The 20,458-nt window shown below is 65.5% G+C and carries 15 protein-coding genes; 2 read left to right on the top strand and 13 right to left on the bottom strand.

Annotation, left to right across the window (positions count from 1 at the left end; all coding sequences use genetic code 11):
* Positions 1-138 precede the first annotated feature (138 nt).
* The 11 genes from ASF81_RS10495 to ASF81_RS10445 all read right to left on the bottom strand — a co-directional run bounded on the left by ASF81_RS10495 (position 139) and on the right by ASF81_RS10445 (position 17,053).
* Positions 139-3,354 (bottom strand): discoidin domain-containing protein, encoded by a 3,216-nt coding sequence (locus tag ASF81_RS10495; protein ID WP_055808359.1) that lies wholly within the window; start codon positions 3,352-3,354, stop codon positions 139-141.
* Between the two features lie 18 nt (positions 3,355-3,372).
* The gene (locus ASF81_RS10490) at positions 3,373-4,188 is read right to left on the bottom strand and encodes a carbohydrate ABC transporter permease (RefSeq protein WP_055754970.1); all 816 of its coding nucleotides are present in this window, start codon (positions 4,186-4,188) and stop codon (positions 3,373-3,375) included.
* Positions 4,185-5,117 (bottom strand): carbohydrate ABC transporter permease, encoded by a 933-nt coding sequence (locus tag ASF81_RS10485; protein ID WP_235559311.1) that lies wholly within the window; start codon positions 5,115-5,117, stop codon positions 4,185-4,187. The genes ASF81_RS10490 and ASF81_RS10485 overlap by 4 nt, the downstream gene beginning before the upstream one ends.
* Positions 5,114-6,397 (bottom strand): sugar ABC transporter substrate-binding protein, encoded by a 1,284-nt coding sequence (locus ASF81_RS10480; protein WP_200932942.1) that lies wholly within the window; start codon positions 6,395-6,397, stop codon positions 5,114-5,116. The genes ASF81_RS10485 and ASF81_RS10480 overlap by 4 nt, the downstream gene beginning before the upstream one ends.
* A complete protein-coding gene (locus ASF81_RS10475; protein WP_055808357.1) occupies positions 6,394-7,860 on the bottom strand; it encodes a glucoamylase family protein in 1,467 nt (488 codons plus the stop codon). Before ASF81_RS10475 ends, ASF81_RS10480 begins: the two co-directional genes overlap by 4 nt.
* A 75-nt stretch (positions 7,861-7,935) precedes the next feature.
* Positions 7,936-10,953 carry a TonB-dependent receptor gene (locus ASF81_RS10470; protein WP_055808355.1) on the bottom strand — a complete coding sequence of 1,006 codons (3,018 nt, stop codon included), beginning with the start codon at positions 10,951-10,953 and terminating at the stop codon, positions 7,936-7,938.
* Positions 10,954-11,002: 49 nt separating this feature from the next.
* A complete protein-coding gene (locus ASF81_RS10465; protein WP_200932941.1) occupies positions 11,003-12,073 on the bottom strand; it encodes a LacI family DNA-binding transcriptional regulator in 1,071 nt (356 codons plus the stop codon).
* Between the two features lie 356 nt (positions 12,074-12,429).
* Positions 12,430-13,386, bottom strand: coding sequence for a 3-hydroxyisobutyrate dehydrogenase (mmsB, locus tag ASF81_RS10460; protein WP_235559310.1), 957 nt, complete (start codon positions 13,384-13,386; stop codon positions 12,430-12,432).
* Positions 13,361-14,410, bottom strand: coding sequence for an enoyl-CoA hydratase/isomerase family protein (locus ASF81_RS10455; protein ID WP_055808351.1), 1,050 nt, complete (start codon positions 14,408-14,410; stop codon positions 13,361-13,363). Before ASF81_RS10455 ends, mmsB begins: the two co-directional genes overlap by 26 nt.
* Positions 14,407-15,543, bottom strand: coding sequence for an isobutyryl-CoA dehydrogenase (locus ASF81_RS10450; RefSeq protein ID WP_055808349.1), 1,137 nt, complete (start codon positions 15,541-15,543; stop codon positions 14,407-14,409). Before ASF81_RS10450 ends, ASF81_RS10455 begins: the two co-directional genes overlap by 4 nt.
* Positions 15,544-15,550: 7 nt before the next feature.
* Complete coding sequence (locus tag ASF81_RS10445; RefSeq protein ID WP_055808347.1) at positions 15,551-17,053, bottom strand: CoA-acylating methylmalonate-semialdehyde dehydrogenase; 1,503 nt, start codon at positions 17,051-17,053, stop codon at positions 15,551-15,553.
* 117 nt (positions 17,054-17,170) lie between these two features.
* On the opposite strand from ASF81_RS10445, the gene ASF81_RS10440 reads away from it, so the two are divergent.
* Together ASF81_RS10440 and ASF81_RS10435 are read left to right on the top strand one after the other, a co-directional pair.
* A complete protein-coding gene (locus ASF81_RS10440) occupies positions 17,171-18,046 on the top strand; it encodes a LysR family transcriptional regulator (RefSeq protein ID WP_055808345.1) in 876 nt (291 codons plus the stop codon).
* A 110-nt stretch (positions 18,047-18,156) separates the two neighbouring features.
* The gene (locus ASF81_RS10435) at positions 18,157-18,498 is read left to right on the top strand and encodes a TonB family protein (RefSeq protein WP_055808342.1); all 342 of its coding nucleotides are present in this window, start codon (positions 18,157-18,159) and stop codon (positions 18,496-18,498) included.
* 123 nt (positions 18,499-18,621) lie between these two features.
* On the opposite strand, the gene ASF81_RS10430 is transcribed toward ASF81_RS10435, so the two are convergent.
* Positions 18,622-19,929: a sorbosone dehydrogenase family protein gene (locus ASF81_RS10430; protein ID WP_055808340.1), complete on the bottom strand. Its 1,308-nt coding sequence runs from the start codon at positions 19,927-19,929 to the stop codon at positions 18,622-18,624.
* Positions 19,926-20,351, bottom strand: a complete 426-nt coding sequence (locus ASF81_RS10425) for a DUF2231 domain-containing protein (RefSeq protein ID WP_055808338.1) — start codon at positions 20,349-20,351, stop codon at positions 19,926-19,928. The genes ASF81_RS10430 and ASF81_RS10425 overlap by 4 nt, the downstream gene beginning before the upstream one ends.
* Positions 20,352-20,458 lie beyond the last annotated feature (107 nt).

Here is a 20,458-nt window from a genome sequence, read left to right as displayed (position 1 = left end):
GGCTTGAGCGCACGAGAGCATTAGCGATCGTCCTTCGCGCGAAAGGGTGAGGGTCGGATGGTGCGACCTAGCCTACCGGCCGCCCCTCATCCGGCCCTTCGGGCCACCTTCTCCCAATGGGAGAAGGGACGCAGGTGGTCAGCGCAGTTCCACCCGCCGCGCCCCTGCGGGAATGACCAGCTCGTGGCCCGACCACGTCGCCGCACGGCCGTCGATCCGAACGCGCTCCGGCCGCCCCTGTCCCGCCGCCCACTGAAGCACAAAGCCGCCCGGCGGCGTCGCGTCGTCGCCCAGGGTGAGCACATAGCCGCGCCGTTCCTTGCGATAGGCGTAGGTCAGCGGCCCATAGGCGGTGCGCAGATCCCGCACACCGACCCCCTCCGCGGTGTCCAGCCACGCCTCCGGCACGCCGGCCGCCAGCACCAGAGCCTGATCGCGGTCCCGCTCGTAGGCGAACAGATCGAGCGCCGAGCGGATATAGTCGGAGCTGATCCAGGCGTGCGGCATGTCGCCGATGAAGCGCGGCTCGCGCTTTTCCCGCCCCACCACCTCGGCCCAGCCGTTCCAGGCCTTGGGCCTGCGGTCGGCCATCAGGAAATCCAGCACATCCAGCGCGCGGTCCTTCTGACCCAGCCGCACATAGGCGCCGACCAGCCGCCATTCGTAGGGCGTGTAGTCCTTCCACGCCGTGCGGTTAGTCAGGCGGTTCTGGAAGTTTTCCCAATACCGGTCGAAGGTTCGCGCCAGAAGTTCGGGCGGCAGATGATCCTGTTCGCCCGCAGGCGACAGGGCGATGGTGGTCGAGGTGGCGTCGAAATCGCCCCGGTCCGCAGCGCCCGCGATCCAGTCGATGCCATGATGGGCCGCCGTCGCCGTGATCGACGCGCGGATTTCGGCGGCGAACTGATCCCGCGCCGCCGCATAGCGAGCGGCAGCCTCCGCATCGCCCAGCGTCTCGGCAATGAAGACCGCGTCCTTGTAGCCCAGCAGGCCCCAGAAATCGTCCCAGTAGGAATAGGCCGCCTTGTCCGAATAGCCCTCGTGGCTAATCGTCGGCGGCAGCAGGCCATAGAGATGCCGCTGATCCGGCGCCTGGAAGGTCGCCGTCCGGGTCGAGGCGCGCAGTTCGTCCATATAGGCGATCGCCTTCTGCACCTGCGGCCAGACCTGGCGCAGCAGGGCCTCGTCCTTGGTGTAGCGATAGGTCTCGACGGCCAGGAAGACGAACTCGCCGTGGCTATCGTTCTCGGGCACCGGGTCGGCGCCGCGCGCATCAACGCAGCACGGCACCTTGCCGTTCTCGAACACATAGGGCGCGTACCAGCGCAGATAGTCGGCCGAATGCTCGGCCATGCCCAGCCGGTTCAGCCCCTCGGCCATCATGGCGCCGTCGCGAATCCAGGAGCGGTTGTAGCTGCGGGTGCCGGGTTGCAGGATCGGCCCCTGTCGGGACATCAGCATATGGGCCAGCGAGGATTTCAGCGCGTGCTCGATCCGCTGGGCGGCGGGCGGCAGGGTCAGTTCGACACGGTCCAGCTTTTCGCGCCATTCGCCGGCCAGCCGCGCCTCGACCGTATCCAGAACCGCAGCCGCCTGACCTAACGGCTCTGGCGCAAGGTCCTCGCCGGACAGTTGCGACACCCAGCCGACCGTACGGGTCTCGCCGGGTTGAAGGGTGATTTCATAGGTCAAGGCGCCGGCGGCCAGACCTGTGGCGTCGGTCGTCGCCATGACCTCGGCGGCCGGTCGGCGCGCGGACGGCAGGATCAGGGACTGCGGATCGCTGCCGGCATCGAAGGTCGCCAGCGCAACCTGATCCGGAGCCGCCAACGGCTGCACCCGCACCGTGTCGTTCAGCTTCAGTGCGGCGCCGTCCCAGGCGATCGTCTCCACCGGGCTGACCCCGCCTGGAATGGCCAGGAACTGACGCGGCGCATTCACCTGCATCGGGCGCGCCGCCAGGGCCAGGGTCAGGGTGCGCGGCCGGCTGGAAGTGTTGGTCAGGTCGTAACGGCCCCAGAGCTGCGCCTGATCGGCCGGACCATCGGCGAAGCTGGTGATCTTCAACGTCCAGTCGTCGGCGGTCCAGGTCACCGACGGGATCGGCAGGTCGCCGTCCTTCAGCCCCTGTTCGATATTGACGTCGGCCCAGGTAATCAGCCGCCCGTTGTCGACCACGAAGGGTTCGATACTGGGGCCGGCGCGGCGCAGTTCAATGGCGCCGTCCTCGCCGATCAGGCCGCTCTCGCCACCCCCATCGACACCGACCAGGGTCCAGTAGGGCTGCTCGCCGGAGAAGCCGCGCGGATAAACACCGCGCCGGTTTTCCTTGGCGACGGCTTCCAGAAACACCGTGGGGTCTGCGCCGAACGTCAGCGGTTCGACCTCGATCTCGTTCAGCGCGTAGGTCGTGGCTTGGGCCGCGCCCAGCCGCTGGCCCGCGCCGGACGAACCGACCACGTTCGGCGCCGGGACGGGCTTCAGCGGTTCCAGTCTCAGCCAGCGCGCCGTCGCCTCGGGCGTTCTCAGCCAGTCGACGCCGCCGTTGCCGCTCGTGACCGTCGCCAGTTCGCGCCAGTCGCGCCCGTCGATCGAGGCCGAAACGCGATAGTCGCTCGCCGCCCCCCGCTCGCCCCACCGCAGGGTCAGACCGCCGAACTCGCGCTCGTAGCCTAGGTCCAATGTCAGGGCCGACGCCTCGTCCACCGGCGGGGTCCAGGCCGTCTTCAGGTCCAGATCGACGGCGTTGGCGGCGGTCGAATCCGCCTGCCCATCGCTGGCGACCGGTTGAGGCGGGACCGGCGGATCGACCGGCAGGGCGCGCAGGATCAGTTGATCGATCTCGACCGAGCCCTTGCCGCCCTCGGCCGCGACCACGACAAACTCGACCCGCTCGGCGCGACGCAGGATGGTTTCAGGGCTTGGTCCCCAGGCTTTGGAGACCTGACGGCGTTTAATCACGAACCGGGTCCAGCCGTCGGGAAAGTCGTAGCGCGCCGTCTGCTTCCACCAGACATTGTCGGCCGAGGCGTCGGTCAGCTTGACCTCGAAGGTATTGGTCGGCCCGGCGCCGCGCACCCAGAAGCTGATCTCGTAATTCTCGGGCAGGTCGAACGGCAGCGGCCGGCTGAGCACCGCATAACCTGCCTTGCCGCCGAAATCGTAGTCGAGCCGCACCGCTTTCCCGTCATGGCCGGCGACGTCGGAGACGGCGGCGTGAACGTCGGTCGAGGCGCTGGCCTCCCACCGCGTCGCATCGTCCATGCTGTCGAGAACGCGCGTTTCCTGGGCGATGGCGGGCGCGGCCAGGGCGAGGGTCAGGACCGAGGCGGCGGCCAGCAGGAGATTACGCATCGAAACTCGCAGTTCTGGTCAGCCCTTCACGCTGCCCGCGAGCATGCCGCGGATGTAGTAGCGTTGCAGGGCGAGGAAGAGGATCAGCACGGGCGCGACCGTGACGACAGCGCCGGCCATCATCAGTTCGATGTCCTGCACATGCTCGCGCGACAGGGCTGCCAAGGCGACCGGCAGGGTATAGTTCGATTGATCCGTCAGGATGATCAGGGGCCACAGGAAGTCGTTCCAGCTGCCCAGGAAGACGAACAGGCCCAGGGTCACGATGATCGGTTGCAAGGTCGGCAGGACCACGCGGCGGAAGATTTGGCCCTCGCTGGCGCCGTCGATCCGCGCAGCCTCCAACATCTCGTCGGGAATGCTCAGCGCATACTGGCGCACCAGGAACAGGCCGAAGATGGATGCCAGCCACGGCACCAGGGCGCCGGCGTAGGTATTCACGAGGCCCATCGACTTCAGCATCAGAAACAGCGGCAGGGTGCCGATCTGGGCCGGCACCACCAGGGCGGCGACCAGGAACTGGAATAGCCGCTCACGCCCGGCGAACTTCAGCTTGGCGAAGGCGTAGCCGGCCGGAACCGTGAACCCCAGCGCCAGGATGGTCGCCAGTGTCGCCAGGGCGAAGCTGTTCCAGAGATACCGCCCCATGCCTTGGTTAAGGAACAGGTCGCGATAGTGCTCCAACGTCCAGTGCGATGGCAGCAGCGGCGGCGGGAAGACCGCCGCCTCGCCGGTCGCCATGAAGCTGACCGACACCATCCAGACCAACGGGAACAGGACGATGATGGCGATGAGGCCGACAGCCAGATTGAGCAGGATGGCGCGGAGTTTCATTGATACGCCCCCACCCGTTTGGCGACCGCCAGCTGGACCAGGGTGATCGCCAGGATGCACAGGAACAGGACGAAGGCGACGGCGCTGGCGGAGCCCAGATTCCACCATTTGAAGCCCTCTTCGTACATGAAGTAGAGCACTGTCACCGTGCTCTGGGCCGGGCCTCCTTGAGTCATCACATAGGGTTCGGCGAACAGCTGGAAGAAGCTGGCGACCGAGATAATCGAGACCAGCAGCATGGTCGGCGCAATGGCCGGCAAAGTGACATGGCGGAACTGCTTCCACGGGCCGGCGCCATCGATGCGCGCGGCCTCGTACAGGTCGTCCGGCACAGTCTGAAGCACCGCCAGAAAGATCAGCATATTGTAGCCGAAAATCTTCCAGACCACGAACATCAGGATGGCGGGGATCGAGGTCGAGGGATCGCCCAGCCAGTCCACGGCCGGCAGGCCGATGCTTTCCAGCCCCCAGTTGATGACGCCGTAGCGGGTGTGCAGCAGATAGCGCCATACCACGGCCGTCGCGACCAGGGTGGTGACATAGGGGGCGAAGAACATGACCCGCCAGATCGGCCGCCACTTCACGACTCTCGCATTCAGGATCACCGCCGCCGCTAGGGACGCGGCGATGGACAGGGGCACGCCGAGGACCGCGAAGGTTAGGGTGTTCTTCATCGCCCCCCAGAACAGCGGGTTGGTCAGCAGCCGCTCATAGTTCTGCAGGCCGACGAAACGCAGATTGTCCAGGTTCTCCAGGGCGTAGATGTCGAAGTCGGTCAGGCTGAGCAGCAGGGCCGCGATCACCGGAATGGCGAAGAACAGGCCGACGGCGAGCATGGCCGGGGCGACGAAGGCCCAGGCGGCCCGTTCGCGGGCGCCGCGTCCGCGCGATGGCTTCACTCTGGCCAAGGTCGGATCGGCGACGGTCATACGGCCCTGCCCTGTTCGATCATCCAGCGACGCTTCTCCAGCAGGCGGTCGGCGCGACGGTCGATTTCGGCGGCGGCGGCCTCGGGCGTGTATTCGCCGCGCACCATCCGTTCGGCGACGATCTGCATCTCTGTCACAATCCGCTCCCATTCCGGCGCCTTGGGCACGGCCTTGGCGCGCGCCAGTTGGCCCCGGAACGGCGCCAGCATCGGGTCGCGCTCTACGCCCGCGATGTCCCAGGCGCTCTGACGTGCGGGCAGATCGCCGACGATGGTGTTGAACTGGGCCTGCACCGACGGCTCCGACAGATAGCGGACCAGGGCCCAGGCCGCCTCCTGATGCGGGGAGGATTTGAATACCGCCAGGCTGGACCCGCCCGGCGCCGAGGCGCCCAGGCCGTTCGGGCCCGGCACGCCCGCGGTGGCCCAGTTCGGCTGGAACGACGCGGGCAGCTTGCTGCGGAAATCGCCCACGCTCCACGGGCCGGAGAAGTAGAAGCTGAAATAGCCCCTGGCGAACTCGGTCCAGACGTTGGAAATCTGCGTCGACGAGGCCAACGGCGCCAACTGCTCGGCGAACAGGCTGCGATAGAAGGCCAGGGCTGCGACGAAGCCGGGGTTGGAGAAGTTTCCGCGCGTATCCCGATCCCTCAGCAGCGGCTCATCGATCTGAAGCCCGAAGGTCAGTAGTTGCTCGAACTCGTTCAGCGGCAGCAGGATGGCGTAGTTGTCGCCGCCGGCCACACGCTTGATCGCATGCATGGCCCGCTTCCATTCGGCCCAGTCCTCGGGCGGCGCGTCGAAGCCGGCCAGCGCCAGCAGATCCTTGCGATAGAACAAAAGCCGTGTGTCGACATACCAGGGTGTGGTCATGACGCGGCCGGCGATCTCGTTTGTCTCCAGCACCGCCGGAAACTGATCGGTCAACAGGTTCGCGGCTTCGGGCGGGGTCGGCGACAGGGCGCCGATGGCGGTCAGCTCCGCCACCCAGGTATTGCCGATCTGGCTGACGTCCGGCAGCGAGGCCCCGGCATAGGCGGTCAGCAGCTTTTCGTGCGCGGCCGTCCACGGCAGGGGCTGGACCGAGACGCGGACGCCCGGATTGCGGCGCTCGAACTCAGGCATCAACTGGCCCACCGTCCCGCCCTCATTGCCCATGGCCCAGAAGCGCAGCACGATCTCGCCGTCGCGGCGCGGGGTGCAGGCCGCAGCCGCCCCTCCCGCCATGAGGGCCAGCGCGCCACGTCGATCAAGATGGGGCTTGGGCGCCGTCAAACTCATCCGTTCATCCAGCCGCCGGTGAAGCCCGCGATGTCGAGCGCGCGGCGGATATTTGGCTCGCCGCGCATATAGCGCCAGACGAACTCGGACCTGTGGTTCTCGGTCATGATGACGATCGGCCCCTGGTCGATGCCCAGATAGTCGCCATCCACCCAGCCCACGCCGTCCACGATCGTGCCGTGCTGCAGCGGCCCGTCGCGCATCGTCAGGGTCGGGTTGAAGCTGTCGAGGAAGCCCCACTCGGTATAGACGCCCGCGCCATAGCGCGCCTTCATCGCCTTGACGCAGGGCACGACGATCTCGGGCGCGAAGGCGATGGAGCTGGCCGCTGCCGTCGGCGCGATGGTGCCGTCGTCGCGCTCGCCCGGACCCCGCGCGGAATAGCTGAAGAACTCGCGCTCCTTGCCGTCGATGATCTGTTTGAAATCGCCCGGCCCGTCGCAGGCCGTCAGGCCCCAGACCTCAGATGAATAGCCGGCCCAGCCGCCGGGGTTGTCGTGGGCGTATTTCTGCTGCGCGTAGACGGCGCGGCGGCTGTTTTCGAAATAGTCGAGGTATTCGCCCAGTTGGGCAGACTGCCCGCGCATCCAGGCGTCCTGAATGCCGCGGAAGTCGATGAACATATGGCTGTACTGGTGCCCGAAGATGGGGGCGAAGTTCAGGTGCCAGCTGCCCCAGCGATCGGTCCAGCTCTCGTCATAGCTGGCCGCCCATTCGTGCCACACATTGACCGACACCGGATGGGTCGGGCTGCCGATGGCCAGCAGCAGCACCAGCATGCCTTCGTTGTAGATGTGCCAGTCGGACGGAATGAAGCCGCTCTCGGGGTGCCAGCCCATGGTGATGCGGTTGTCGCGGATCACAGCCCACGGCCATTCGATCCGTTCGTAGATAGCCTGGGCCTTCTGACGGATTTCCGCCTCGTCGGCATGACGGCCGTCGAAGTAGCGGGCGGCGAACAACATGCCGCCGATCAGCAGCGCCGTATCGACCGTCGACAGTTCGTTGGTCCGGTAGCGAAGCCCCGTCTCCATATCCAGAAAGTGGTAGAAGAAGCCCTTGTATCCCGCCGTGCCGCTGGCCTCCGGACCTTGCGGCAGGTCATGGAAGAAGCGCAGCGTCGTCAGGGTTCGCTCTCGCGCCTCCGCCCGGCTCATCCAGCCGCGCTCGACGCCCACCGGCCAGCAGGTCAGGGCGAACCCGACCGCCGCCACCGAACAGAACGACGGCGTCGGCCAGCGATCCGGCGTCAGGCCGGTCTTGCGATCCGTGACCTTCTCGAACCAGCGGAACGTCCGCTCCTGTAGCTCCTCGATCTCCTGATCAAGCCGCATCGGCCGTCTCTGCGTCCCATTGACCGCCCCCGTCGCCGCCGCCTGCTGCGCCGCCGCCATCACCGGAAATCCAACGGCCAGAGCCGCCGCGCCTGTGGTGGTCCGCATCAGGAAGTTTCGACGATTCATGGGCACGCTCACTGGGTCTCAATCGAAAAAGAAAGGCCGCCTTTCGACAAGCGAAAGGCGGCCCAGGCTCAGGATTTAGAAGGAGTAACGCAGGCCGACCTGGAAGCTGCGGGTCGGCAGATACTGTTCCGTGCCCATGCCGAAGCGCGGGCTGTTGAAGCCCTGATCGAAGGACTTGTAGTTGGTGAAGTTGAAGATGTTGATCGCATCCACGATGAACTCCACCCTCTGACCGCCATAGACTTCGAAGCCCTTCGTCAGACGCAAATCGATCTGGCGATAGGCGAAGTTCAGACCGGGCAAGAAGGCGCGCTTGTCAGGACGACCGCCATTCCAGCAGATATTCGGGCCGCCGGCGGGAGCGTTCGGGCAGTCGAACACGGTGTAGGGCAGGCCCGAACCCAAGGTGACAATACCTGACAGCAGAAAGTCCGCCGGCAGACCGATGGTGCCGGACGCCACGATACGATGCGTCTCGTCGGTGTTCGACGGGAACTCAGGCGACTGTCCGGGCACATTGTAATCGAAGTCGAAGGCGCCGTAGCCGGAGTCGCGGCTGCCGTTCTGGGTTGCGTCCATATAGGTATAGGCGATGTTCACGCCCCAACGATCTTCGGCGTTATAGGGCTTGTCGGCCGTGAAGTAGATCGCCTTGTAGTCGCGCTCCTTGTCCGTGTTCTGGAAGAAGATCAGGTTGCGGAACTGCGGGAAGCCTACCGATCCCGGCGTCGGACCGTTGAACCGTCCGCCCGTTTCCGTGAGTGCATTGGCGATGTACCAGCTGGATTCGCCTCTCGTCTTGCCGGCTGCAAGCGTTAGCGCCGTCTGGAACATGCCGATCTTCTGGCGCACGCCCAAGCTGAACTGATCGGTGCGCGGCGGCTCGAAGTCGTTTTGAACCAGGAAGACTTCGCCGGCGCCCGGGCTTGCCGCCAGCAAGGGATCAAGGCCCTGCGGTGTCAGGTAGATCGGGTTCCAGGCGATCGTCTGGACACCGCCACGAGGCCCGCCGGTGTTCGAGAAGTAGATGCTCTTGTTGAATTGGAAGGGCTTGAACCGCTCGTCAAACGCGAAGTTGAAGCCGATACGATCGTAATAACGGCCCGCGCCGCCGAAGATGACCGTCCGCTCGTCGTCGAAGACGTCGTAGGAGAAGCCGAAGCGCGGTTGGAACGCACCTTTGAAGGCCTTGCGATCACCATCGGAGATATAATCCGCGGGATTGAAATACGACGGGAAGTCGTAGTTCGGCAGGTTCTGGATCGCGGCCAGCATGTTGCGAATGGAATCGGGCGTGCGGTAGTCGTTGTTGACCGCATTGTCCTCGTAATCCCAACGAATGCCGAGGTTCAGCTCCAGCTTGGAGGTGATCTGCCAGTCGTCCTGAATGTAGAGGCCCAGAACGTTGTTATCGACGTCTGCAGGCGGAACGGCGACGCCCAAGTCAACCGAGACAGGGATATCGCGGCTGCCATTGATCTCGGGACGGGCTTCGATGTCGTAGGTAAAGGTGGGGTTACGCCCGAAATCCTTCTGCACGAAATAGTTCTGCATCGAGTATTTCGCACCGATCTTGATCGTGTGCGTACCCATCCATTCTAGATCCGGAATGGTCAGATCATTACGGATCGTGGTGCTTTTCTGCTCGAGGAACTGAGCATCAGCCCGCCCGCCGGCTGTGAACACGGTGGAGTCGCGGTTGTTGAAGTTATACTGGAAGCCCGGCGTCGCTGCACTGTCGTCGCGGAAAATGACGTACTGGCGTCCATAGTCGGATCCGTTGATCACCGACTGTTCATAGCTGGACGTGAAGTAATCAATCGCGAACTCGTTCAGGAAGCGATCGCCCTGATACTGGTGGCGCAGGTTGAAGGCGATATTCTCGCCGTTGTTACGCGCCGCGCGGCTGGGCGCATTCTGGCCGCTGGCTCCGCGGATATCTTCTTCCGTTTTGTACTCGCTGCTCAACTCCAGGCGTTGACGGTCGTTGATCTGCCAGGACAGCTTGCCGAAGAAGACGTCCTGCTCATATGGCGTCGAGGTCGTGCCCAGGTCGTTGGCGAAGAAGCTGGTGTATTCGGTGCGGTTTAGGAAGGACTGCGAAATGCGCTCTTCGTCCTTGCGCTCATAGGCGCCGAAGAAGTGCAACCGGTCTTGGATGATCGGGCCGCCCAGGCTGGCGCCATACTGGATTCGCTTCAGAGGCGCCTTGGCGTCGCCGCGACGCTCCGAAATCACGTCCTGAGCGATCCAGCCGGGATCCTGATAGTAGGCGAAGACGTCGCCGTGAAACTCGTTCGTGCCCGAGCGCGTGACGGCGGTGATGATGGCCGAACCGGCCTGTTCGTACTCGGCCTTGAAGTTCTGGCTGATGACGCGGAACTCTTGCACAGCGCCCTGCGGGAACGGCGTGCCGCGACTGTCGTCCTGCCCGGCGACACCGCCGTCGTTGATCAGCGACTTGCGGTTCTGGCCGTCGATGAAGACGTTGATCGCCTGAGCGGTCTGACCGCCGGCCGAGATCGTCCGCTCGGTGTCGTCCTCGGTCACGCGAAGACCGGGCGCCAGGGCGGCGAAGTTCAGGAAGTTCCGGCTGATCTGCGGCAGGTTGTTGATCTGCTGCTGGGTCACGTTGGTGGCGACTTCGGGCGTACGCACCTCGAAGACGCGGCGGCCGGTGACGACGATGTCGCCCAGCTCGGTCGCGCCGTCGGTGGCGGCCGTCGTCGTCGCTCCGGCGACATCCAGGTTCAACGTGCCGACCTGACCCAGCGACAGGGTCACGGTTTCTTCCGCCGTCTGGCCGTCCGCGCTGGTGACCTGCACGCGATAGGTGCCAGGGCGAAGGCCGGACAGAACATAGCGACCATCGGCGCCCACGCGCGCGCGCGTCGCATATCCGGTAGAGACTTCGGTCGCGACGACCGTCGCACCCGTCTCGACGGTCTGGCCGTCATAGACGGCGCCGCGCAGGGTCGTCGTTGCATTCTGCGCCTGCGCGCCGCCGACGACCGCCATGCTGATGGCAAGCGCCGATGCGGCGGCCAAGGCGACCTGACGTGTCGCGGCCTTACGCGTGTTGAACTGGGTCATCCTGAGCTCTCCCCTCCTGATGGGATCGGTTTTCAGCGACATGGCTGGCCTACCCTTTGTTGAACCTGGCGGACGTAGCCGCCGCGGTGGACTGGCGTTCGACCAGGATCGGCCGAACGATTTCGCAAGCGGTGTCCGTGGCGTCGGCGCTCTGGCCGGACTGGACCAAACCGATCAGGCGTTCGACGCCCCTTCGGCCGATTTCCGCGATGTTGACGCGCATGGTGGTCAGCGCGGGCCGCATCAGGGCGGCGATAGGCACGTCGTCGAAGCCGACGACGGCGATGTCTTCGGGGCAGCGCACGCCGGCCTCCTGGAAGGCCAACAGGGCGCCGACGGCCATCATGTCATTGGCGGCGAAGACGGCGTCAGGCCGCTCTGTCATGGCCAGAAGCTGGGTCGCCGCGCGATGGCCCGAGGCTTGGGAGAAGTCGCCCTCGACGATGATCGGGTCATGACCGTCCAGCGCCGCCGTATAGCCGGCCGCACGCGTGTCCGCCTCGATGTTGCCGGCGGCGCCGCGAATGTGAGCGATGCGCTTGCGGCCAGTGGACCGCAGATGCTGGACCGCGCCGACGGCGCCGCCGTGGTTGTCGATCATGATGGACGCCCGGCCCGGCTCGGCCGCGCCGCCGTTCATCAGAAGGACCGGCATCCGACCGGCGAACTCTGACGACAGGTTCGCCGCGCCCAGGTAAGGCGACAGCACGATCATGCCGTCCACGCGCCCGCGCATCGAACGCACGGCCGCCAAGGTGTCTTCCGCGCCGTCATGCGAACTGGAGACGATCAGATGCTTGCCGTGGGCGCGGGCGGCCAGGTCCATGCCCCGGATCAGCTCGGAGAAGAACTCGCCGAACAGGTCGGGCAGGATGACGCCGATCGTGTCGTTCTTGCTGGTCGACAGGCTGCGGGCGCCGAAGTGCGGGACATAGCGAAGGTCCTCGACCGCATCGAGCACCCGCTGGCGCGTCGCGTCCGAGGTCACGCCCAAGCCGTTCAACACACGAGAGACAGAAGCAACCGACACATTGGCGCGTTCAGCCACGTCGCGCATGGTGGCGGCCTTGGCGAAGGGCTGGCCCTCCTGCCGTGCAGACGCAGCGCTAGGCGCGGCCATGTCCAATCGAATTCTCCCTGCTCCCTATCGTCCCGGCCCCTTTTCGAAGATCCGTCGATAAGCGATGTAAGCGGTTACATGACACAGGAGCAATGTGCCCCGCAAGCGCCTTTCAGCCACATTTCAGGCGATTTTCGATTTCTGGCAGAGAAGGCGCACGGCGTAAGGATAGCTAAGTCGCTGCTTTGACTGCGCTCTTCACAGGCACACTCCGACGAACGGAATAAGGCGAACGCGCCGGGCGCGCGCCTTGGTCGCACCAACAGCCGGCGACCCGAGTCGCGAACGCGGCCTCATACGAAAAGGCCCGCGCCGCCGAAGCTGCGCGGGCCGCAATCACGATGCGAAAGACGAATCTATGCCGGGTTAAGCTCATCCAGCTTGCCGCGCAGCATCTGCAGCATGGCGGAGAAATCGCGGCCGCCGTGCCCGATCCCGTCGAACAGGGCGTAAAGCGCCTCCGCCTGTGCGCCCAACGGCGTTGAAGCGCCGGATTTCGCCGCTGCGTCCTGAGCCAGCTTCAGGTCCTTCAACATCATGGCCGTGGCGAACCCGCCCTGATAGTCGCGGTTCGACGGCGCGGTCGGCACCGGACCCGGCCAGGGATAGTAGCTGGTAACGCTCCAGCACTGACCCGAAGACTTGGACGCGATCTCGAAGAACCGTTCGGGATCCAGACCCAGCTTTTCCGCCAAGGCGATGGCTTCGCAGGCGCCCAGCATGGATATGCCGAGCAGCATGTTGTTGCAGATCTTGGCCGCCTGCCCCGCCCCATGGTCGCCGGCGCGGATTGTGATGCGGCTCATAGGCTCCAGCGCTGCCTCGACGCGGTCGAAGTCGCCCTCGTCGCAGCCCACCATGAAGGCCAGCGTGCCCGCATCCGCCGCCGCGGTGCCGCCTGACACGGGCGCGTCGGCAAAGGCGTAGCCGGCCGATTTGGCAAGACCGGCGACCTTGCGCGCCGTCTCGACGTCGATGGTCGAACAGTCGAGCAGCAAGGCGGTCGACGGCGCCGCGCCGATGATCTGTTCGGAATAGACCTTCAGCACGTGCGGCCCGGCCGGCAGCATGGTGATGACCACCTCGGCGTTCTTGACCGCCTCGGCGACCGATCCGGCTGCGACACAACCCGCCGCTCCCGCCCGTTCCAGCGCCTGCGCCGACAGGTCGAAGGCGGCGACCGCATGGCCCGCCTTGGCCTGGTTCGCGGCCATGCCGCCGCCCATATTGCCCAAGCCGATGAAGGCGATCTTGGTCATGGTGTCTCTCCCTTTGTCGGCGCCGTGATCAGGCCAGCGGCGTCCATTTTTCATTGTCCGGCGAAGGCGCGAACAGCGCATCCAGCGTCTCGTCGGTAACGCCCGACAGGTCCGCCGGGGACCATTTTGGCGCATTGTCCTTGTCCACGATCACAGCCCGCACGCCTTCCTGGAAGTCGTGAGTGCGCACCACGCGGCCGCCCAGGGCGTATTCCATCGCCATATTTTCGGCGAAGCTGTTCAGCGTTGCGCCCGTACGGATCTGGCGCAGCGAGACCTTCAGCGACTGTGGCGATTTGGTCTTCAGGGTTTCCAGCTGTTTCAGCGCCCAGTCCGAGCCGTTCGCCTCAAGCGCCTGGAAAATCTCCTCAACCGTCTCGAAGGCGAACAGCCGGTCGATGGCCTCGCGGTGGGCCGACAGCGGTGCAGGCCCCGCGTCCCCGGCGTGGCGCGCCACGACCGACGACGGATCGGCGGTCTCGCCCATCAGATCGGCCTTCAGCGCCTCGACGCGATCAGCGGGCACGAAGTGCGTGTGGATGCCCAGGGCCACCGTATCCGCCGCCTTCAGCCGCGCGCCTGTCAGCGCCAGCCAGACGCCGGTCTGTCCCGGCAGGCGCGGCAGGAACCAGCCGCCGCCCACGTCGGGGAACAGGCCAATCCCGGTCTCGGGCATGGCGTAGGTGGTGCGCTCGGTCGCCACACGAATGTCGGCCGGCTCGGAAATGCCAACCCCGCCGCCCATGACGATGCCGTCCACGATGGCGATGATCGGCTTGGGATAGTCGAACATCAGGTGGTTCAGCCGGTACTCGGCAAGGAAGAAGGCCTTGGCCTCCGACGCATCGCCCGCACCGCTTTCGGCGATCATGCGAATGTCGCCGCCCGCGCAAAAGCCCCGCTCGCCGGCGTGGTCAATAAGTATGGAGGAGATGGAGGGATTCGAACGCCAGGCCAGCAGCGCCTCCGTCATCGCCTCGCACATCGCCCGGTTCAGCGCATGGATCGCCTTGGGTCGGTTCAGAGTGATGCGACCGACGCCGTTTTCAATCCGGGTGATGACTTCGGCGTCGCTCACTTGGTCATCTCCCGTGCGATGATCACCCGCATGATCTCGTTGGTGCCTTCCAGAATGCGATGAACCCGCAGGTCGCGCACGATCCGTTCCAGCGGATAGTCCTTCAGATAGCCATAGCCGCCGTGCAGTTGCAGGGCCTCGTCGGCGATCTGGAAACAGGCGTCGGTGGCCAGGCGCTTGGCCATGGCGCACCACTTCGTCTTTTCCGGGTGATCGTTGTCGATGGCCCAGGCTCCGCGCAGCACCATCAGCCGGGCCGCCTCAAGGTCCGTGGCCATGTCGGCAAGGCGAAACTGAAGCGCCTGGAACTCGCCGATGGGACGGCCGAACTGTTTGCGCGTCGTCACGTATTCCTGCGCCGTCTCCAGCGCCAGCCGCGCCCCGCCCAGCGAACAGGCGGCGATGTTCAGCCGCCCGCCGTCCAGCCCGGCCATGGCGTAGCGGAAGCCCGCCCCCTCTTCGCCCAGCAGGTTGACGACCGGCACGCGACAGTCGTCGAACTGGACGATGGCGGTCGGCTGGGCGTTCCAGCCCATTTTCTTTTCCTGCGCGCCGAACGACAGGCCGGGCGTGCCGGCCTCGACCACGATCGCGCTAACGCCCTTTGGCCCCTCGCCGCCCGTGCGGACCATGACGACATAGACGTCCGACGTGCCCGCGCCGGAGATGAAGGCCTTGGACCCGTTCAGCACATAGTGGTCGCCGTCGCGCACGGCCGTGGTCCGCAGCGCCGCTGCATCCGACCCCGAGCCCGGTTCGGTCAGGCAGTAGCTGGCGATCTTGTCCATCCCGACCAGCGACGGCACGAACCGGCCGCGCAGATCGTCCGACCCGAAGCGATCGATCATCCACGTCGCCATGTTGTGGATCGAGATGAAGGCCGCCGTCGCCACGTCGCCGCGCGACAGCTCTTCGAAAATCACCGCCGCTTCGACCCGGCCAAGGGCCATGCCGCCGTGCTCCTCGCCGGTGTAAATGCCGCAGAAGCCCATCTCGGCCGCCTGTTTCATCACCTCGACGGGGAAATGCTTGTCCTCGTCCCAGCGGGCCGAATGGGGCGCCAGTTCGGCGTCGGAAAAGGCGCGGGCGGCGTCCTGAATGGCGCGCTGATCGTCGTTGAGAGCAAAATCCATGTCGGCCTCAGCGCATCGTCGGAATGACGAACGAGCTGTCCGAATGCTCCAGCGCCGAGTCCGGCCAGCGGGCCGTCACGGTCTTGGTCTTGGTCCAGAAGCGGACGCCCTCCATGCCGTGCTGGTTGATGTCGCCGAAGGCCGAACGCTTCCAGCCGCCGAAGGTATGGTAGGCGACCGGCACCGGGATTGGCACATTGATCCCGACCATGCCGACGTTGACCCGGGCGGCGAAGTCGCGCGCCGCGCGGCCGTTCTGGGTGAAGATGGCGACGCCGTTCCCGTATTGGTGGTTCGACGGCAGGGCCAGCGCCTCCTCGAACGTCTCGGCGCGAACGATCTGCAGCACCGGACCGAAGATTTCCTCCTGATACGACGACATCTCGGGCTTCACATGGTCGAACAGCGACGGGCCGATGAAATAGCCCTCCTCGTGACCTTGCAGGCTGAAGTCGCGGCCGTCGACGACCAGTTCAGCGCCTTCCTGCACGCCCTTTTCGATCCAGCCCGCGACACGCTCGCGATGCTGAGCCGTGACGACGGGGCCATAGTGGGCGCCCGCATCGGTCGAGACGCCGACCCGCATCGAGGGGATTTCGGCGACCATCCGCTCGCGCAGTTCGTCGGCGGTCTTCTTGCCGACCGGCACCACGACCGGCAGCGCCATGCAGCGCTCGCCCGCCGAGCCATAGGCCGCGCCGGACAGATCCTTGATCACCTGATCCATGTCGGCGTCGGGCAGGACGATGCCGTGGTTCTTGGCGCCGCCCATGGCCTGGACGCGCTTATGGTTGGCGGCGCCCGTCTGATAGACATAGTGGGCGATGTCGGACGAACCGACGAAGCTGACAGCGTGAACCAGCGGATGGGTCAGGATGGCGTCGACCGCCGTCTTGTCGCCATGCACGACGTTCAGCACGCCATTCGGCGCCCCGGCTTCCAGCATCAATTCGGCCAGACGCACCGGCACCGACGGATCACGCTCGGACGGCTTCAGCACGAAGGTGTTTCCCACCGCGATGGCCACGCCGAACATCCACATCGGGATCATGGCCGGGAAGTTGAACGGGGTGATGCCCGCCACCACGCCCAGCGGCTGACGCATCGAATAGACGTCGATGCCGGGGCCGGCGCCTTGAGTGTATTCGCCCTTCAACGCGTGCGGGATGCCGCAGGCGAACTCGATCACTTCCAGGCCGCGCTGAATGTCGCCCTTGGAGTCGGCGATGACCTTGCCGTGCTCGCTGGACAGCAGTTCGGCCAGTTCGTCCATCCGCGCCTCGACCAGACGTTTGAAGTCGAACATGACGCGGGCGCGGCGCTGGGGATTGGTCGAAGCCCAACCGTCAAAGGCGTTCTGCGCCGCCTGGACCGCACGATCGACCTCACCTGTCGTCGCCAGTTGCACGCGAGCCTGTACATCCCCGGTGTTGGGATTGAACACGTCGCTGAATCGGCCGGACGCGCCGTCGAAAGCCGCACCGTCGATGAAGTGGCGAATGTCGCGCATGGCCTGGGTGTCCCTGTTGGTTGTTTTGTTGCGACTATGGCTATCACCCCAGCGCGCGGGTCGATAATGCAAAGTTGCAGGCAACATTCTGCGTTTTTGCAAGATGACTAGACGGCCATGTACGACTGGGACGATCTTCGCATCTTCATCGCCGCGGCGCGCGCAGGCTCGCTGGGCGGCGCGGCGCAGCGGTTGGGCGTCGACGCCGCCACGGTCGGGCGTCGGGTCGCCCGGCTGGAAAGCGCGCTGAAATCCACCCTGGTCGTCCGCTCGACCACCGGCCTTCAGCTGACCGCCGCCGGCGCCCAGCTCCTCGATATCGGTCTGGAGGCCGAAAGCGCGATGGAGGCCGCCGGCCGCGTGACCCAGCCCGACGCGCCCGCCGGCGTCGTGCGCGTCAGTGCGTCCGAGGGGTTTGGCGTCACCCTGATGGCCCCCGCCCTGCCCGCGTTGCGTCTGGCCCATCCGGGCCTCAGGATCGAACTGGCGGCGACCTCCGGCTTCCTGTCGCCGACGCGCCGAGAGGTTGACATGGCGATCACCCTGGCCGCGCCGCATGCCGCACGCCTGATCGTCGAGCCGCTGACGCCGTATCAGCTGGCCCTCTACGCCTCGCCCGATCACCTGCAACGCAACGGGGTTCCGAACACCGTCGATGACCTGAGCCGCTTCGACATCGTCGGCTATATCGACGATCTGATCTATGCGCCCGAGCTGCGCTATCTCGACGAAGTCCAGCCGGGCCTCGCGCCCCACGTCGCCTCGTCGTCGATCCGGGCGCAGCGTGAGATCATCGCCGCCGGGGGCGGCGTCGGCGTCCTGCCGTGCTTCCTGGCGCAGGGTCTGGTGCGCGTGCTGCCGTCGATCCTGATCGAACGTCGCTTCTGGCTAGCCACCCACCGCGACGTCCACGACACCGCGCGTCTGCGCACCGTGCGTTCGTGGCTGAAGACCCTGTGCCAAGAACAACAGTCCAGCTTGCGGCCATTCTGACTTCGGCAGAGAAATCGAAGTGTGGTGTGCCGCACACACCCGCGCGTTTTTGAAAGTTCGGGGAACGGAGATCTCGTTCAAATCTTAATAGAAGACGAACGAGGCCTGCCATGACACTGACCTTCAGCCTGACATTGATGACGGCCCTGATGGGCGCCCCGACCGGACCGCTGCTCAAGGACGCGGCCCTGTACAGCGCGCCTCAACCCGCCATCGAACGCGCCGTCTCGCCCAAGGCCCAGAGTACCGAACGTTTCAGCGTGCGCCTGCGTTGTACCGCCTTGGCGTCGGGCCACGTCACCGACTGCGTCGTCCTGGAAGAAAGCCGTCCGGGCATGGGCTTTGGCGAAGCCGCCTTGGCCTTGATGAACGGCGCCGAGGTCACGCCGATCATGGATCGTGGCCGTGCTGTCGATGCTCCCTTCGAACGCACCATCGACTTCACGCCGTAGGCCACAGCTCAGCCCCGTATGAAAAGTCCCCGGTTGCTCGCAGCCGGGGACTTTTCTTATTCGGCTATGTGTCGAGGACATTAGCGACTTCCCTCGCCCTTGCCGGGCGAAGGAAAAGCCGGCCTATCGCGCAGGCGCGATGCGCCACACCGTGTTCGACAGGTCGTCGGCGACAAACAGCACACGTTTGTTTCCATCGAACGCGACGCCGACAGGACGCCCGCGCGCCTTGCCGTCCTTCAGGAAGCCTGTGGCGAAATCGACGGGCTGACCCGCTGGACGACCGGCGTTGAACGGCACCCAGACGACCTTGTAGCCGGACGGATCCTGGCGGTTCCAACTGCCGTGCATGCCGATGAAGGCGCCGTTGGCGAACGACCCGCCAAAGCCGCCATTGCGGGCGAAGTCCAAGCCCAGGGCGGCGACGTGCGAGCCAAGGGCGTAGTCAGGCTTGATCGCCTTGGCGACCATCTCGGGGTTCTGCGGCATCACGCGCGGATCGCGGTTCTGGCCCCAATAGCTGTAGGGCCAGCCGTAGAAGGCCCCGTCACGCACCTGGGTCAGATAATCTGGGACCAATTGCGGCCCCAGTTCGTCGCGCTCATTGACGACCGACCACAACAGATTGGTCGTGGGCTCGATCGCCAGGGCCGTCGGATTGCGAATGCCGGTGGCGATGGTGCGCCGCGCGCCGGTCGCCCGGTCGATTTCCCACACTGTGGCGCGCTCTTCTTCGACCGCCATGCCGCGCTCGCCGATGTTCGAGTTCGAGCCGGTGCCGACATACAGCTTCGACCCGTCCGCGCTGGCGGCCAGGGACTTGGTCCAGTGGTGGTTGATGCGCGAGGGCAGTTCCGTCACCCGCTCGGCGGGCGTCGCGATGCCGGTCTGGCCGGGCTGGAAGGCGAAGCGAACAAGCGCCCCCTGTTCGGCGACATAGAGATAGCCGTCGACATAGGCCAGGCCGTAGGGCGCATCGAGGTTATCCACCAGAACGGTCCGCAACTCGGGCATGCCGTCGTTGTTCGCGTCGCGCACCAGGGTGATGCGGTTGCCGCCTTTGATCTTGGTGTTGCCCTGCTTTTTGATGACGCCGGCGATCACATCCTTGGGCCGCATGGCGGGCGCATGGCCTCCGCGCCCTTCTGCGATCAGCACGTCACCGTTAGGCAGGACCAGCATCTGACGCGGGATTTTGAGATCGGTGGCGAAGGCGCTGATCGTAAAGCCCTGCGGCACCGTCGGCGTCTCGCCGTTCCAGCCTGCCGGCGGGCTGATCTTCATCGGCGGCACCAGCGTCTCGTTGACCTTGGGCAGGTCGGGCGTCGCGCCGGTCTGGTTCAGTTTCGGATCGCTGGCGTTGCCGCACGATGCGACCGTCAGGGCCATGGCCAGGGTAGCGGCGCTGGCGGCGAGCAGATTCTTGTTCATCGGACGCTCTCCCGCGCGGCATAGGCGGTCCAGCCGGCGACCAGGACCAGGATTGTGCAGAGGATCGACAGGATCAGACCGAAGGCTCCGACAGAGCTCCAGGCGTCTTGGCTGTGTTTGAAGGCGTTCACCAGCCCCAGCACCCAGGCCAGCGCAAGCGCGACCAGATGCACCGTCGCCCGCCGTGACCTCCCGTGGCGCAGGCCGACGACGAAATCGAAGATCGAAAACAGGCCAGCGACGCCGCCGAACACCAGCGCTCCCGTGATCAGCCAGGCGGAGAAGTTCGTCCACTGGACCTCAGCCGTCTTCAGATAGGCGATGTCGGTGAACAGGGCGAAGGTGAACAGCGCGATTGGAAACGCCAGAAATAGCCAATGCAACGGTCGAACGACCGCATCCTTCAGTCCATGGGTGCTCATGCCAGCCCTCTCCGTAAAGTCTGGCTTGGCTAACCGTCGGAACTGGAAATGGTTCACATCGGGGTTTGCCGCGCCGATCTTTTAGCGTTGAAGTTAGGCGCGCGTTC

The sequence above is a fragment of the Brevundimonas sp. Leaf168 genome (genome assembly GCF_001423685.1).
Lineage (GTDB): Bacteria > Pseudomonadota > Alphaproteobacteria > Caulobacterales > Caulobacteraceae > Brevundimonas > Brevundimonas vesicularis_C.
The sequence above is the reverse complement of the archived record's forward strand: the minus strand, read 5'-3'. Positions and strand labels throughout refer to the sequence as shown.